Source organism: Streptomyces sp. NPDC050416 (genome assembly GCF_044458845.1).
Taxonomy (GTDB): Bacteria; Actinomycetota; Actinomycetes; order Streptomycetales; family Streptomycetaceae; genus Streptomyces.
This window is the reverse complement of sequence record NZ_JBITII010000002.1, coordinates 892424-907654: the sequence shown is the minus strand read 5'-3', so window position 1 is coordinate 907654 and position 15231 is coordinate 892424. Positions and strand designations below refer to the sequence as shown.

Annotated in this window: 11 protein-coding genes and 1 pseudogene; 5 read left to right on the top strand and 7 right to left on the bottom strand. The window is 69.4% G+C overall.

What is annotated here, in order from left to right:
- Positions 1 to 182: 182 nt before the first annotated feature.
- On the top strand, positions 183 to 1058 hold the full coding sequence (locus ACIBL4_RS09275; protein ID WP_399407955.1) for an AAA family ATPase: 876 nt from the start codon (positions 183 to 185) through the stop codon (positions 1056 to 1058).
- On the top strand, positions 1030 to 5502 hold the full coding sequence (fxsT, locus tag ACIBL4_RS09270; protein WP_399407953.1) for an FxSxx-COOH system tetratricopeptide repeat protein: 4473 nt from the start codon (positions 1030 to 1032) through the stop codon (positions 5500 to 5502). Before ACIBL4_RS09275 ends, fxsT begins: the two co-directional genes overlap by 29 nt.
- Before the next feature lie 25 nt (positions 5503 to 5527).
- On the opposite strand, the gene ACIBL4_RS09265 is transcribed toward fxsT, so the two are convergent.
- The 5 genes and pseudogenes from ACIBL4_RS09265 to ACIBL4_RS09245 form a co-directional block, all read right to left on the bottom strand.
- The gene (locus ACIBL4_RS09265; RefSeq protein ID WP_399407951.1) at positions 5528 to 7318 is read right to left on the bottom strand and encodes an HEXXH motif domain-containing protein; all 1791 of its coding nucleotides are present in this window, start codon (positions 7316 to 7318) and stop codon (positions 5528 to 5530) included.
- A gap of 186 nt (positions 7319 to 7504) precedes the next feature.
- Positions 7505 to 7684 carry a hypothetical protein gene (locus ACIBL4_RS09260; RefSeq protein ID WP_399407949.1) on the bottom strand — a complete coding sequence of 60 codons (180 nt, stop codon included), beginning with the start codon at positions 7682 to 7684 and terminating at the stop codon, positions 7505 to 7507.
- A gap of 101 nt (positions 7685 to 7785) precedes the next feature.
- Complete coding sequence (locus ACIBL4_RS09255) at positions 7786 to 9339, bottom strand: hypothetical protein (protein WP_399407947.1); 1554 nt, start codon at positions 9337 to 9339, stop codon at positions 7786 to 7788.
- Between the two features lies 1 nt (position 9340).
- A pseudogene (locus ACIBL4_RS09250) lies at positions 9341 to 9730 on the bottom strand (hypothetical protein); the annotation flags it as partial.
- Positions 9731 to 9837: 107 nt separating this feature from the next.
- Complete coding sequence (locus tag ACIBL4_RS09245; protein WP_399407945.1) at positions 9838 to 10563, bottom strand: MerR family transcriptional regulator; 726 nt, start codon at positions 10561 to 10563, stop codon at positions 9838 to 9840.
- An 81-nt stretch (positions 10564 to 10644) separates the two neighbouring features.
- Here ACIBL4_RS09245 and uvrA point away from each other — a divergent pair, with 81 nt between their 5' ends.
- Positions 10645 to 13146 (top strand): excinuclease ABC subunit UvrA, encoded by a 2502-nt coding sequence (gene uvrA, locus ACIBL4_RS09240; protein WP_399407943.1) that lies wholly within the window; start codon positions 10645 to 10647, stop codon positions 13144 to 13146.
- A gap of 51 nt (positions 13147 to 13197) precedes the next feature.
- On the opposite strand, the gene ACIBL4_RS09235 is transcribed toward uvrA, so the two are convergent.
- Complete coding sequence (locus ACIBL4_RS09235) at positions 13198 to 13803, bottom strand: hypothetical protein (protein WP_399407941.1); 606 nt, start codon at positions 13801 to 13803, stop codon at positions 13198 to 13200.
- A gap of 105 nt (positions 13804 to 13908) precedes the next feature.
- Between ACIBL4_RS09235 and ACIBL4_RS09230 the strand changes: the two genes are divergently transcribed.
- The gene (locus ACIBL4_RS09230) at positions 13909 to 14868 is read left to right on the top strand and encodes a Scr1 family TA system antitoxin-like transcriptional regulator (protein ID WP_399407939.1); all 960 of its coding nucleotides are present in this window, start codon (positions 13909 to 13911) and stop codon (positions 14866 to 14868) included.
- The gene (locus tag ACIBL4_RS09225; protein ID WP_399408144.1) at positions 14816 to 14926 is read left to right on the top strand and encodes a DUF397 domain-containing protein; all 111 of its coding nucleotides are present in this window, start codon (positions 14816 to 14818) and stop codon (positions 14924 to 14926) included. The genes ACIBL4_RS09230 and ACIBL4_RS09225 overlap by 53 nt, the downstream gene beginning before the upstream one ends.
- 3 nt (positions 14927 to 14929) lie before the next feature.
- Here ACIBL4_RS09225 and ACIBL4_RS09220 read toward each other — a convergent pair whose 3' ends face one another.
- Positions 14930 to 15217 carry a PLD nuclease N-terminal domain-containing protein gene (locus ACIBL4_RS09220; RefSeq protein ID WP_399407937.1) on the bottom strand — a complete coding sequence of 96 codons (288 nt, stop codon included), beginning with the start codon at positions 15215 to 15217 and terminating at the stop codon, positions 14930 to 14932.
- Positions 15218 to 15231 lie beyond the last annotated feature (14 nt).

Genomic DNA, 15231 nt, shown 5'->3' with positions numbered 1-15231 from the left:
GCGGAACCGGTGGTGCTTTCACCGACGACACTCCCTACGAAGAGCGGGTCTGGCCGCCCGGCCCGCGCTGGCGCACGTTCGACGGGGGGCCGGTGCAGCCTCAGCCACCCGAGGACGGGGAGGCGGACCGACGGCTGGGTCCGCCCACGCGCCGTCGCCGGCCTCCGGCGTCGGAGGTTCGCATGGTCAATGCCGCGATCCTGCTCAGGCGTCCACTGCTGGTGACCGGCCGGCCGGGGGTCGGCAAGTCGACCCTCGCCTACCGCATCGCTCGGGAGTTGGGGCTGGGACGCGTCCTGCAATGGCCGGTCACCAGCCGTACGACCTTGGCCTCGGGACTGTTCGAGTACGACGTTCTCGGGCGCGCTCAGGCAGGCCAGGCCTGGTTCGCGGCACAGGAACGCGCCGCCCGGGAGGGAACCTCCGGAAACGGTGCGTCAACACCCGCTCTGGACATCGGCGATTTCATTCAACTCGGGCCCTTGGGTACGGCGTTGCTGCCGCACCGGCTGCCGCGGGTCTTGTTGATCGATGAGCTGGACAAGGGCGATGCGGACCTCCCGAACGACCTGCTCTCCTTGTTCGAGGACGGATGGTTTGCCGTGCAGCCTCTCGTTCGAGTGAAGCGGCAGATCGAGACCGTTACCGTCCATACGGCAGACCCGGGGCAAACGGCATCGATCCACAATGGAATCATCAAAACTCGATCATTTCCGGTCGTGATCATGACCTCGAATGGTGAACGTGAGTTCCCTGAGGCGTTTATGCGTCGGTGTCTGCGTCTTGATATACCGGACCCCGGCCCAGAGGCGCTCGGCGAGCTGGTGGCCGCACACTTCGGGGACTCGCTCGGAGACGAACAGGGAAGGCTCGTCCGGGACTTCATGACACGCAGTGCGCAGGTCGATGGGCTGGCCGCGGACCAATTGCTCAATGCGGCACACCTGGTCACGTCCGGCGCCCACTCCTACCGTGATGAGGATCGTGCCGAGTGGCAGGCCGTCCTCGATGCCATTTGGCACCCGTTGAATGGAGATGGGGCGGACTGGGGTGCCTGACCGATCGCCGGAGGTCAACGGTCACGCCGCGGCCGGCGGACGACATGGTCCGTCCCCCGCCGCGGACGTTTCCGGCATGCCCGTCCGCGACCTTCACCCCCGGGACGTCGCGGACGCACTCTGGCTGGCGACGAATCATCCCGCTCTCGCCGACGGGCACCCCCCCGGCACCATGGACCAGGCTGCGGCGCAGACGGATCCCGGAACGGCCGGTCCCGCCCCTCTCGAATCGCCCGAGAACGGTTCCCCCGCTCCTCGTTTCCCAGGCAGACGGCAGGACGGCGACTTAGCCGGAGACCACCACCACCACGCGGACTGCCGCGCGTCGGATTCCCGGCTGAACGGGCCCCCGCCGATCCCCCTGGTGCACCTCGCCCAGGGCGTCCCAGCCGACGCGTCGGTCCTGGGTGCCGTCGAGGACGCCCGACCTGTCAGGTCCGTACGCCGACAGGTGTCCGCTCTGCGGCCGCGTTCCTTCGCACGCGCTTTGCAGCCCCTGCGGCGGCCCGTGCCGGACCCTGAAGAGCCCCGGATCGACCTTCAGGCCACGGCCGAGCGCCTCGCCGTTGCCGCGGGGCTGCCTCCGGTCTTCTGCCCGGGGCCGGGGCCACGGTGGAAAGCGGTCCTCCTTCTCGACGTGGCGCCCCGAATGGCCGTGTGGAGCGAAACAGCCGAGCAGGCTGCCGACCTGTTCCGCACGTACGCCGGTTTCGGTGACTTCAGAGTGTTCCATCTCGACACCACGTCGTCCGATGCCGCGACCGTTCGGTTGCCGGGTTCCGGTGAGAAGCAGCCGTCGCGACGCCTGGTCGACCACAGCGGACGCACGTTGGTCTTCGTCCTCACCGACGGTCTGGGACCGGCCTGGCAATCGGGTGCGGTCCAGGCGCGGCTCGCCACCTGGGGACGGCATCAGCCGGCGACCGTCCTCCAGGTGCTTCCCCAGCGTCTGTGGCACCGCACCGCCATAGAAGTGCAGCGCGTCAGGCTGCACGCGTCCGGGCCCTGGCAGGCCAGCCCCGCATGGGAATACGTCGACTCGGCCGGCCGGGCCGAACCACGCGGCAAGCACACGGTCGTGCCCGTACTGGAACTGTCCGGTGGCTGGCTGTCGCCGTGGACCGAGTTCCTTGCCGGCGACACGCCCCGATGGACCGAGGTGGCAGCCCTCGTCCTGAATCGGGGGACACAGCGGCCGGCCGAACCGGTACCACCTGCTGAGCCCCGCGACAAGAGCGCGGCCGAACGGGTCGCCCTGTTCCGCGTCTGGTCCTCCCCCGACTCCTTCGAGCTGGCCACGCGACTGGCCACCGCGCCGCTCGACCTGCCGCTCATGGCGGCGCTGCAAACGCGGACCATGCCCCGCACCGGCCCGGAGCATCTGGCCGAGTTCCTCATGAGTGACCTGGTGGAGCCCGATCCGACAGCGGGTCAGACATCTTTCTCCTTCCGTCCCGGGGTACGCGCGGAAATACTGGCCGCGAGCAACCGGCGGACCACGGAACAGGTGACAAAAGCGGCGGCCGAGCTGCTCGCTCCGCACAGTGGCGCAGCCCGGGAAATGCTGGCATACCTGGATGGGACAAGCACTGCTGACCCGCAAATCACCGACGCCGACCGGCACCTGCTGGAGATAGAAGAGACGGTGCTGAGATCGCTCTCCGGCGCGCATGCGCGGCGAGCCCAATTAATCGGGCAACTCATTCGGGCTCATGAGGAATCGAAACAGCACATGAGTAAATCGACACGCGGCGACCGGCAAACCGCCCCAGACACGGAAAGCTATGGCATAGTGACTGAACCCAACTCCCCCGAGGCGCCGGTGCTCACCGAGCAACTCGGCCAGGCTGATGCCGGCCCCCTTTCAGGAGACGCCACAGTGGTCACCGGTTACTCCGCCCCAGCGTCGCGGCTAGGTATTGATCTCGGCCGCGCCACCACGCCGGCTTCCGCGCGCCCCGCCGTGTGGGGGAATATGCCGCCCCGCAATCTTGTGTTCACCGGACGCGAAGACCTGTTGCAGCGACTTGAGCGGGAACTGCGGGGCGGTCCCACCGCCGTTCTTCCTCACGCGCTGCATGGCCTGGGCGGAGTCGGGAAATCGCAGCTTGCGCAGGAATACGTCTATCGACAGGCGAACCAGTACGACATCGTCTGGTGGATCCCGGCCGAGCGCCCCACTCAGATCGCCCAGGCCCTGGTGGAGCTGGCTCACAGGCTGCACCTTCCAGTCAGCAGCGAGGCCATCACCGCCGTACCGGCTGTGCTGGAGGCACTGCGCACTGGAAATCCATACAGCAAATGGCTTTTGGTCTTCGATAATGCCGAGAGCCCCGAGGCGGTGCAGGACTTCTTCCCGAGCGGCTCGGAGAACGGGCCCAACGGTTCGATCATCGTCACCTCACGCAATCCACAGTGGAACACTCTCGCCCGGCCCCTCGAAGTCGATGTGTTCGAGCGTGAAGAGAGTATTCAACTGCTTCAACGCCGCAACCCGGACCTGTCCGACGAGGACGCGGATCAGCTCGCCCACGTCCTGGGCGATCTGCCACTCGCGGTCGAACAGGCCTCGGCGTGGCGAGCCGAGACGGGAATGCCTGCGGCCGAGTACCTACGCCTGTTCGCAGAGAAACGCGCAGAACTGATGACTGTTTCCCCTCCCACGCACTACGAGCAGACGGTCGCCACCGCCTGGAACGTCTCGCTCGACCATCTGGCGAGCAAGAACCCGGCCGCGCTGCAACTGCTGCAGATCTGCGCATACTTCGCTCCCGAGCCGATCGCTCGTTCGCTCTTCTCCGGGGCTCCGGTGCAGCCCATTGCGCCCGATCTGGACCGGGCCCTGACCGACCCCCTGCGGCTGGCCCGTGCCATCCGGGAGATCAACCGGTATTCGCTGGCCAAGATCGACCACCGCAATAACAGCATTCAGATGCACCGGCTGGTGCAGGCGGTGCTCATCGCCCGTATGACGGAGGAACAGCGCCAGCGCATGCGTCAGGGGGCGCATCTGCTCCTCGCGGCCAATGCGCCCCGCGACCCCCGTGACCCTGATCACTGGGGACGGTTCGGCGATCTTTATCCTCACGTGGTCGAGTCCGGCGCGATCGAGTCAGAAGTCGGCAATGTCCGACAGCTCGTCATCAACACGGCGGAATACCTCTACTACTGGGGTGACCACGAAAGCGCACGCGAGTTCGGCCAGAAGGCCTATGAGCGCTGGACGGAGAAATGGGGCGAGGGCGACCAGCAGACACTGCTCCTCTCCCGCGGCCTGTGGTACGTGCTGTGGCGCATGGGCCGTTACGGAGAAGCTGCCGAGCTCAGCCAGCGCATGCTCGCCGCTGTGCGGCAGCTCGAAGGCGACGCGGAGGAGGAGTTGCTGTCGACGATGGGCTCGGTCGCGATCGACCGCCGCTCGCACGGTGACTTCCTCGGGGCCCTGCAGATGGCTCGTGAGGTCCACGAGAGGGCCGTGCGCGCTTACGGCGAGGAAGATCCGCTGACTCTGGACCACACCCACAACCTGGCGGTCGCCCTCAGGGCCTGTGGGCACTACCGCGAGGCCCTGAAGCTGGACGATGAGACGTGGCGCCGCAACGTGCTGATCTACGGCGAGGAGGCATACGACAGCCTCCTGTCCGAAATGGGTCTGGCGCTCGACCGCCGTGAAGCCGGCGATTACGCCCTCGGCGTGCGGATGTTCGAAGAGATCGTGGAGAAGTACCGCAGCGTGTTCGGGGAGGCGAATCCGCACACCTTGCGGGCGGCGGCCCGGCTGGCTGTGTCGCGGCGGAAGGCCGGTGACCACGAGTCCGCCTACGAGCTCAGCCGCCAGGCCAGCAAGGCGCTCATCGACCGCTACGGCGAGCGCAGCCCGGACTCGTTGGTGGCCTCCCTCAATCTGTCGGTCGACCTGCGACAGATGGGCGACCTCGACAACGCCTTGAAGCTCGGCGAGAAGACCAGGGACTTGTACGTCGAGGTCTTTGGTTCCCACCATCCGGACACGGTTGCGGCAGACATCGACCTCGCCATCACTCTGCGGCTGGTCAATCAAGTCGAGGCCGCTCGCTCCCTGAACGAGAGCGCACTGGAGAGGGCGCGCAGGGCACTGGGCGACGACCACCCCACGGTGCTGGTCTGCGCCGCCAACCTCGCCAGCGACATGTACGCGCAGGGAGACGCCAGCGGCGCTCTCGAGCTGGACCAAAGCACCCTGGAACGGGTGAAAGCCACTTTGGGTGAAGAGCACCCCACTGCGCTGGCCCTGATGAACAACATTGCCTGTGACCTGCGCGCACTGCGACGGACAGAGGAAGCCGAGGCCATCCACACGGCCGCGGTGGAAGGGCTGCGGGCACAGCTTGGAGCCGATCACCCCGGATGCCTCGACGCCGAGGCCTGGCGGCGCTCCAATTGCGACGCCGACCCGATGCCGTAGACCGCTCGGGCCGCATCCGGGCTCGTCAGAGCGCGACCAGGGTGCGGCCCAGCCAGTCGGCGACGGCGATGGGATCTGGCGCGGAGCCACTCTTGGCCTTGATCGATCCGTACACATGGCGCACCAGCTCCGGGTACCGGGTCAGGGCCCGCGCGGCACCCTCCCGATCGGGGCAGCCCCGTAGTGCCCTGGCCAAGCCGGCCCACACGGTCCCGGATTCCGCAGCGGAGCCGCCTTGGGCTCTGATCTCCTCGGCGTACATGCGTTGCGCGGTCGGCAGGTCACCGTCGAGGAGGTGGACATCGGCCGGTCGGGCGCCCAGGACAAGCTGGCGGAGATTCGGTGTTGTCCGCATTTGGACAGCGGTGGTCCGGGTCAATCTCATGCGCACAAGGACCGTCCTGGCGTCCAGGTGCCGTGCGGCCGGGTCGCGCAGCAACTGTGGCTGCGGGTAGCGCCACGCTGCTTCCATGGCCGGATCCGGTGGTCCCGCACGCCATTCCTGCGCAAGGTCGACGACGAGGCGGGCGTCAGGGACGAGGTGGTGGGAGCGCCAGCTCAGCCAGTGGTCCTCAAGTGCCCGCCTCGCCGCTTCGAGGCAGTCGAGGCGAACAGGTTCGTCCTGCCACTCCCTCACGGTCTCGAGCAGCCGGCTGACCAGTCTGCGGCCGAGTGCGGTCAATCGGCCGTCGTCCAGCAGCGTAGGCAGAACCCGGAGAAGCTGGCCGCGGCGCAGCGCGTATTCGAACGCCACCAGGGCTTCGTCCTCCTCAGCGCATCCGTTGAGCAGGTGGCCGCGCCAGAACCGGGCCACTCCCGTGAACGCGTAGACACCGTGCAGCATGCCGCGCAGCGGGCGGGGGTCGTCACGCCAGGGTGCGTAAAAACGGTGTGCCGCATCCTGTGTGTGCAGCGAGTACATGTGCAGCAAGGCGCTGAGCTTGCTGTGCTGGGCCTCGTGGGTGAGGACGGCTGCGAACTGAGCCGCGGCGGCGACCTCGGTCCCTGTCGGTTCCGAGGCCGCCATCCCTCCCATCCCGTCCTCCATCGTGGCGCTGTGCCAGCGGAAGGGCCGGGCGGCCGGCAACGGCTCGATGGAACGCAGGCATGCGCTCACGTCCTCGGCCCCTCCGGGATCGACGCGTGACAGCAGCGACCAGGCGCTGCGCAGCAGATCGGTCCAGCGCTGGATCGACTCCTCGGGCAACAGGTCGGCCGGGGTGTCGTCCGCACCGATCTGCATGCGGTAGGGGCCCAGTTCGTGCATCGCGACGGTCCGGGGGCCGTCCGGCAGGTCCAGGGGCAGGGCGCGCGGTGCCTGCCAGCCGGGCGTCGGCTTCCCGAGCGGGTGCTCGACCCGAAGAGGATCGTGGCCGTGTCCCGCCCTGCCCGAAAGGACGAAGGTCATCGCATTGCCGCGGAAGGCGACATCGGCGGGCTGCCATGGAGACAGGTTTCCGTGCAGCGTGGCGCATCCGAGGGTGGGGAGCCATATCCGGCCCTTCCGGGCGGGCACCCGCAGCTCGAAAGGCAGGCCGGCCCGCACCGCCGCCGCAGCCGCCAGGAGGTGGAGATGGCCCACGTCCACCCACAGAGGCGGCTGGCCGGATCTGTACATCCGGCCGGACGGCTGTAATCGCTGCAGGCAGTGGCGCAGCCAGCGCCCTGTCTCCGGCAGCAGGAGAATCTCGTCGGCGATTGCGCTGCTGTGGCGTTCGGCTTCGACGAGTAGGCTCCAGGCTTCTTCGATGCCGGACAGGGGCCCGAGGGCGTCAGGACGTCGGCCCGCGGTGGCGGTCAGGAGACCGAAGAGCACCAGTCGGTGGCTGCGCTCGGAATCCCATAGGTGGGCGATGACCGCACTGCCACCTCCTCCGCCCGCCAGTGAGTCGAAGTGCCGCGGTGGAAGCCCATGCCGGGGGAGCCCTTCCGCCGGTCGTCCCGAAGTGCTGAAGGAGCCACTCACTGATGGGCCTCCGTGATCGCAGACCGGGCCTCGGTATTACAGGTCCGCACTGCTCTTGGGGTCGCCGGCGAAGACGGAGGGGTTTGCGAACTCCCCCAGCAGCCGGCACTCCATGCTCTGCCACTCGTGCCCGTTACGGTGCGTGCGCACGTCCTCCAGCTTGAGTTGGGAAAGATCGAGCAGTTCCGACTCTATGACGGATTTCGCGTGATCCATGTTCTGCGGCCCTCCCCGTCCCGGGCCGCGCGGCCCGACCCTGCGTTTTCATGATGTCCCAGCACCGCATGACCGGAAACCCCGAGCCGCGTAATCCGGCCTCACGTCCCGCTGCCGTCCTGTTGCTGCGAGAACTCCGGCATCCTCAGCAAGACAGCGAAAAGGACGTCCCGTTCGCGGGTGCCGGTGTCAACGAACGAGATGGCCTCCCACAGCGCCCGCAGGCCGCCGTGGAAGGTGATGCAGGTGTCGATCAGACCCAGCAGTTCGACGCGCAGAACGGACGACCTCGGGATGCTGGTCGCCAGCCGTCGCGGTAGCCGCCGCAGGACGGCTTCCCTGGAGCCCGGATCAGTTATTGCCGGCAGGTCTTCCAGTGCTTCCACAAGTGCCTTGCGCAGGGCCGGTTCCGAGGCCTCGCAGTCGGCCGGACCGGTGGCACGTGGCCGTTCCGCAGGCGGAGTGTGTGGGCCTTCGGGCATCGAAGACTCGGAGGCCGGTTTGCTCCGGGCCCGCACAACCGTGGGAGTACCGGTGCCGCCGGACCGGAGAAAGGCTTCCCCTGCGTGGGCGGCCAAAAGCTGGTACCAGTCCCGGACGTCGGGGGGCAGCACGGAGAAGGTGGTGAAGACCAGAGCACCCGCGACGAGAGACAGCAGCAGCTGGTCCTGCCAGGGTTCGCGCCACTGGCCCATCACCTCGGCAGCGGTGTCCCTGATGCAGTCGACCCGCCGAACGGCGTCCGCCGGGAGCAGGCCGACGTGATCCTGGTGCGGGTCGATGAGGTAGTCCAGCAGTGTCTGCCGCTGCTGCGCCGACTGCGGCTGTCGGACAACGGGTGCGAGCCCGGACAGAACCAGCATGGCGATGTCCCGGCTCAACGCGCCGTCCGCACGGAAGCTGCCCAGATCGATGAGCCGGTAGGCCCGTTCGTTCAGGACACCGCGCCGCACCGGGACGACGATGTTGTCCGGATGGAGATCGCCGTGTGTCAGTCCCGTCAGGACCGACAGGTTCCGGTCGGGGAGGTCGGTGTGCCCGCCGATCATCAGATAGGGGTTGGGGAGGTGCCGGCCCGCCGCCTCGAACCACGGCCGCGAGGTGCCGGCCAGGCCCGCTCGGTGCCGCCACGGACCGAGGGAGCCCTCGGTGACCCCCGCGGTCTGCAGCTCCCGGCGTAAAAACGCCGAACTCCGCATCCGTAAAGGGGCAGTCACGTCCCGGTTCCACTCACTCAGTGTGCCCCGGGCCACGGCTGCGGCTGTGCGCGCGAAGTTTTCCCCCTCCAGCGCGCCCAGCGTGAGGGCGTCGCGCAGGCCTTCTCCGGCGATCGCCTGGAACATCAAGGCGCCACCGCTCTTCAGCGGGTAGGGAGCAAAGGCCTGCTCGACGAGGTGGTCGGATGCGAATTCCCGGGGCGAGAGGCGCAGCGCCTGAGAGTGCCGTCTCGGTTCGGTGCGGTGCGGACCCTCCGGCAGGACCTTGAGGACGATCACCCGAGGTGGCGGTGCGGTTTCCAGGGCGACCAACACGGCGCCGGTGTATCCCGTTCCGGAAGGCAGCCAGGACGGCAGCAACAGACGGACCGACTGGTCGTTCAGTTCGGCCCAATCGAGCACTGCGTGCGCCACGTCCGAGCCCAGGTGGTCGAGCATCTCGGCGATGTCGGGGACCGCAGCCACGTAGCCTCCTGAAACCGCCCCTCGGACACCGGTCCCGCCGCGCAGCCGGCTGGCTGATGGGCGCATCAGTCTTCCATGTGCGGTGCGTCCCTGCCAGAGGCAGCGCGTCCAGGTCGGCCCGGCCGGGGAGGCCGAAGGCCGCGCCGATCCAGGTCGGCACGGACAGCCCGTCCTCGCGCATGGACCGTGCCGTCCTCAGGTGCGACTCCTGGATGTACGCGGGTGGCCTGGAGTCCTCCGGCAGGTCCTTCGCCGTCGCGGCGGTCGCCGGGCTGAGCGTCCATTCGACGCGTCGCCCAGGCCGGACCTCGCAGCGCTGGATGTCAGTGGTTCGCGCGGGGCGTCTCCGTTCGCAGTTGGACAGACCCGATGAGGGCAATGGCGAGGCGGCTGCCGACCACACGGGGTGTCGCCGGATTTCAACGGAACGGATGGCCTCTCGAACGGCGATACGCGGCCCGGGCGGTGTGCTCAGTTGACGGCACCCGAGGTGAGCCGGTCCAGGTAGGCGTGGAGGGCGCCCGCGCCCTCGACCATGCCCCGGGTGCGGGCCGTCAGGGCCGCCCCGCGCGCCGCGATCGTCGCCCGCAGGGCGTCGCTGCTGCCCTCCCGGTGCAGCCCCTGAAGCACCGGGCGGATCTGGTCGAAGAGGTAGTGACTGCGGCGCAGCGTGTGCACGAGCCGGGCGTCGCGCACATCGGCGGGTTCGTAGACGCGGTATCCCGTGCCGCGCTCGCGGCCCGGCGTGAGCAGCCCGGCCTCCTCCCACACCCGCAGCGCGGACGTCCGCACGCCCAGCAGTGCGGCGACCTCCCCGATGCGCAGCCCGCCGGAGCGCGGCAGCGGGGCGGGCGGCTCGGCCGCCAGCAGTTCCAGGGCCTCGCTCGCGGCCCGCAGGGAGACCCGCTCCTCGTGCAGGGCGGCATGCGCGGCGTCGACCAGGGCGAGCGCGCCCGGCACGTCGTCCTCGTGCAGGGCGCGCATGATCCGTGTCGCCGTCAGCGGCCCGTACCCCCGCATCAGGGCCCGGTACGCCAGCAGGGCGCCGCGGTGCGTATCGGTGAAGACGCGGTAGCCGGAGGCGGTGCGCTCGGCGGGCGGCAGCACTCCGGCGTCCTCGTAGTTGCGGATCTGCTGCGTCGAGACACCGGCCAGCCGGGCGAGGTCGACGGGACGGAGACGGCGTTCGTTGGTCATCGATTTGAAGGTTACGGCAGAGGCACCAGCTCTCATGCCCGAAAAGTCTCAACTTCGGGGTTCAATGGAAGACTTGAAGGAATGGACAACAGCATCCGGGTCACCGGCGCCCGCCTCCACAACCTCAAGAACGTCTCCCTCTCCCTCCCGAAGAACAAGCTGGTCGTCCTGACCGGCCTGTCCGGCTCCGGCAAGTCCACCCTCGCCTTCGACACCCTCCACCAGGAGGGCCAGCGGCAGTACCTGGAGTCGCTCGGCATGGTCACCGGCTTCGTCAGCAAACCCGCCGTCGACTCGATCAGCGGCCTGTCCCCGTCCATCAGCGTCGACCAGCACCTCACCAACCGCAGCCCGCGCTCCACGGTCGGCACGGTCACCGAGGTCTTCACCTACCTGCGGCTGCTGTGGTCGCGGATCGGGTCCCGCCCCTGCCCCGGCTGTGGCAAGGGCATCCCGCCGTCGTACGCCAACGTCGCCGAGGCCGGCGCGGCCGACGACGACGCCGAGGGCGAGCACATCCCCTGCCCGCACTGCGGCACCCTGGTGCCCGAGCTGGTGATGGGCTCCTTCTCCTTCAACAAGCCCGTCGGCGCCTGCCCGTCCTGCACCGGCCTCGGCGAGGTCATCCGCCCCGACGTGCGGCGCCTGATCGACGGCTCCCGCTCCCTGGCCCAGGGCGCGGTACGGGGCTGGAACCCGAAGCTCACCGAGTGGAACCTCACCGCGCTGCGGGCCGCCGCCCGCCACTACGGCTTCACCTTCGACCCGGACCTCCCGGTCGACGAACTGGGCGAGCCACAGCGGGACCTGCTGGTGTACGGCGTCGAAAGTCCCGAGTTCCGGCGGCACTTCCCGGCCGTCGAGGCGCCGACGACCGTGGCGGCGGGCCGCTTCGAAGGGATCGCGACCGCGCTGCTACGGCGCTACACCGAGCGCGCCGACGATCCCGAGTACCGCGAACGGGCCGAGAAACAGGGCCTGGTGAAGCAGCCCTGCGGGGAGTGCGAGGGCACCCGGCTGCGGCCCGAGAGCCGGGCGGTGACCGTGCGCGGGCTGACGATCGTCGAGGCGGCACGCCTGCCGCTCACCGACCTCGACGGCTGGCTGGCCGGCCTGAAGGACGGCTCGGCCGGGGACGAGTGGCTGCTCGCGGAGCCGGTCGTCGCCGACCTGGAGGAGCGGGTACGGCGCCTGGTGGACGTCGGGGTCGGCTATCTCAGCCTGGACCAGTCCACGCCGAGCCTGTCCGCCGGGGAGACCCAGCGGCTGCGGCTGGCCGCCCTGCTCGGCTCCGGCCTGACCGGCGTGCTGTACGTCCTCGACGAGCCGACCATCGGCCTGCACCCCTCGGACACCGCCCGCCTGATCGGCGTCCTGTGCCGCCTGCGCGACCTGGGCAACACCGTGCTGGTCGTCGAGCACGACCTGGACGTGCTGCGGGCGGCGGACCACGTCATCGACGTCGGCCCGGGCGCGGGCCGGGACGGCGGCCGGATCGTGGCGGCCGGGACACCGCAGGAGGTGGCGAGGGCCGAGTCCTCGGTGACCGGCGCGTATCTGTCGGGCCGGCTGCCCGCGCCCGCGTCCCGAGGCCGCGGCGACAGCGCCGCGGCGCTCGTGATCCGCGGGGCCCGGGCCCACAACCTCAAGGACGTCACCGTACGGATCCCGCTGAACCGCCTGGTGACGGTCACGGGCCCGTCCGGCTCCGGCAAGTCGACGCTGCTGCTGGACATCCTCGGCCGGGCCGCCCGCCGCCACTTCCACGGGGCGGGGGAACTCCCGGCCGAACACGATGGCATCGACGGCTGGGAGCACCTGTCCAAGGCGGTCCTCATCGACCAGGAGCCGATCAGCCGCGTCCCGCGCTCCAACGCGGCGACCTACTCGGACGTCTTCACACCCATCCGGGAGGTCTTCGCCGCGAGCAGCGAAGGACGCCTGACAGCGGGCCGGTTCTCGTTCAACGTCCCCGGCGGACGCTGCGAACGCTGCGAGGGCGCGGGCGTGCTCACCGTACGGATGCACTTCCTCCCGGCCGTGGAGGTGCGCTGCCCGGCCTGCCAGGGCCGCCGCTTCCGGCCCGAGGTGCTGGCGGTGCGGTACCAGGGGCACGACATCGCCGAGGTGCTGGCGGCGACGGTGGACGAGGCGCTCGGGGTGTTCCGGGACGTGCCGGCCGTGGCCTCCCGACTCCAGCGCATGGCGGACGTCGGCCTCGGCTACCTCCCGCTGGGGCAACCCGCGCCCACGCTGTCCGGGGGCGAGGCCCAGCGCCTCAAGCTGGCGAAGGAGCTGGGCCGCCGGGCGGCCGACCGGACCCTCTACGTCCTCGACGAGCCGACGACCGGCCTGCACGCGGCGGACTCGGCGCGGCTGCTGGAGGTGCTGCAACGACTGGTGGACTCGGGCCACTCCGTCATCACCATCGAGCACAACGTCGACGTCATGCGGGCGTCGGACTGGCTGATCGACCTCGGGCCGGTCGGCGGGGCCGGCGGGGGCCGGGTGGTGGCCGAGGGAACCCCGCGGGAGGTGGCGGCCGTGCAGGCGTCCCGTACCGGCGGGTTTCTGGCTGAGTGACCTGCGCAGGGCTCTCGCGATCGCCCGCTTCCTCGGCGGAGTCCTGCCCCGTCAGCCCTGCCTCTCCAGCACCGCGTAGTCGGCGAAGCTGCGGCGGTAGCGCAGGTGCCGGGTCTCCTGGGTGTGCCTGCGCTGCCACTCCTCCACCTCGGCCGGGGTCTGGCGCGGCCCCGAACTCGCCCCGCAGTCCTCCTCCTCTCCCGATACGCAGTACGCCTGGTACTCCGGGAGTGCCGACGCGTCCTGCACGATCGAGTACGGCACGTACCGGAAGATCCGGCGCCCCGCCGGTTCCCCGCCGTGCTCCTGGCGCTGGTGCTGGCGCAGCAGCACGTTCGCGTCCGTCACGGCACTCCCGTCGAACGCGGCCCGCGCCTGGTCCCGGCGGACGGCCAGCTCCTCGCACACCGCGCACCCGGGCACGGGCACGGGGGGCCGGCTCGGGTCGGCCGACAGCCCTTCCCTGGAACGGTCGTTGGCCGCGCGTACGCCCGCACTGAGCCGTTCCTCCAGGGTGGCCGCCCGGATCCGTGCCGGGTCCGCCTGCCACTCCCGGCCGCCGCCGACCGGGCGCAGCATCACATACGGGCCGGTCCTGTCCTGGTACTCGCCGACCTTGCGCGTCGCAGGGTCGTAGACGAGCGTTCCCGGTTCCATTGCGTGCACCTCCGTAACTCTGGGTGTACCGAGCGTTGCGCAGGGGAACGGTCCGGTTCAATGCTTGGCGTGTGACACCGGTGCACTGTCACGGAGGGGGAAGCCGTGAGCCGACGGAACGGCGGGGCGGAGTCGGGGGCGAGCACGGCGGCCGTGTTCGGCGAGGTGCTGCGGCATTTCCGCGAGGCGGCGCTGCTCACGCAGGAGGGTCTGGCGAGGCAGATCCCGTGCGACCGCTCGCACGTGGCGCGGGTGGAGGCGGGCACGAGGGTTCCGCAGGAGGCGTTTGCGAAGAAGTGCGACGAACTTCTCGGCACGGGTGGGGTGTTGCTGCGGTTGTGGGGGCGGATCGACTGGTATCCGCAGGTGGAGCATCCGGACTGGTTTCGGCGGCGGGCGGAGATGGACGAGGAGGCCGTCACTTTGCGGGAGTACCAGGAGCGTGTCATCCCGGGCTTGTTGCAGACGCCGGACTACGCCCGTGCCTTGTCCTCGCGCTATGTGAGCGGAGTGGAGCTGGAGGAGCGCGTCCGAGCCCGGATGAGCCGACAGCAGCGCTTCCTCGCTGATGGCGGTCCGCTGTACATCGTCGTCCTCGACGAGAGCTGCCTGCGCAACGTGGTCAGTGGTCCGGCTGTCATGCGGGACCAGTGCGCGCACCTACTGAGCGTCGCGCAGCGCCCCAACATCCGTGTCCAGGTCGCGCCCGCAGGTCCCCTCGAGATCATCCGCCCCAGTGGCTCCATGTCGCTGATCACGCTGCCTGAGGGGCGCCAGTGGCTCTACTCGGAGTCACTCAACCGTGGTCACTTCACCAACGATCCGGCTGTCTACGAGCGTTATAACCAGTTCTATGATGTGCTCAGGGCGGACGCCCTGTCAGCTCCCCAGTCCGCCGCTCTGATCCACCATGCGATGGAGAGGTACGGGCACTATGGACCGGAACGAACTCGGCACAGTGACCTGGGTCAAGAGCAGCTACAGCGACGGCAACGGCGGCAACTGCATCGAAATAGCCCTCGATACCCCCGGCGTCGTCCCCATCCGCGACAGCAAAACCCCTGACGGACCGGTCCTGCTCGTCACCCGGTCCGCCTGGTCGGCGTTCACCGGCGCTCTCTGACGACTACGGCTGGTCGTCCCTCTTGTCCTCGTCGTCGAGGGACTTCAGGAAGTCGGGGTTGTCGTCGGGCGCCACCCACTGCCGGGGGCGCGGACGGCCCCCCGCCGCGGCGCCGCGCTTCTTGCCGGCGATCAGCCAGGAGATCGAGCCGACGAGCGGGAACAGCAGCACGAGGATCGCCCACAGCGGCTTGGGCATGTGCCGGATCTCGTCGTCCTTCGTGCTGATGCAGTCGATGAACGCGTACACGCTCAGCGCCAGCGGTACGAGGAACATCAGTACCCGGAGCATGCGCGGCCTCTCAG

Excerpts from the sequence above, each read along its gene's own strand:
- ACIBL4_RS09220 (WP_399407937.1), bottom strand. The coding sequence starts at position 15,217 with ATGCTCCGGGTACTGATGTTCCTCGTACCGCTGGCGCTGAGCGTGTAC.
- fxsT (WP_399407953.1), top strand. The coding sequence starts at position 1,030 with ATGGAGATGGGGCGGACTGGGGTGCCTGACCGATCGCCGGAGGTCAAC.
- ACIBL4_RS09235 (WP_399407941.1), bottom strand. The coding sequence starts at position 13,803 with ATGGAACCGGGAACGCTCGTCTACGACCCTGCGACGCGCAAGGTCGGC.
- ACIBL4_RS09260 (WP_399407949.1), bottom strand. The coding sequence starts at position 7,684 with ATGGATCACGCGAAATCCGTCATAGAGTCGGAACTGCTCGATCTTTCC.
- uvrA (WP_399407943.1), top strand. The coding sequence starts at position 10,645 with ATGGACAACAGCATCCGGGTCACCGGCGCCCGCCTCCACAACCTCAAG.
- ACIBL4_RS09245 (WP_399407945.1), bottom strand. The coding sequence starts at position 10,563 with ATGACCAACGAACGCCGTCTCCGTCCCGTCGACCTCGCCCGGCTGGCC.
- ACIBL4_RS09275 (WP_399407955.1), top strand. The coding sequence starts at position 183 with ATGGTCAATGCCGCGATCCTGCTCAGGCGTCCACTGCTGGTGACCGGC.
- ACIBL4_RS09255 (WP_399407947.1), bottom strand. The coding sequence starts at position 9,339 with ATGCTCGACCACCTGGGCTCGGACGTGGCGCACGCAGTGCTCGATTGG.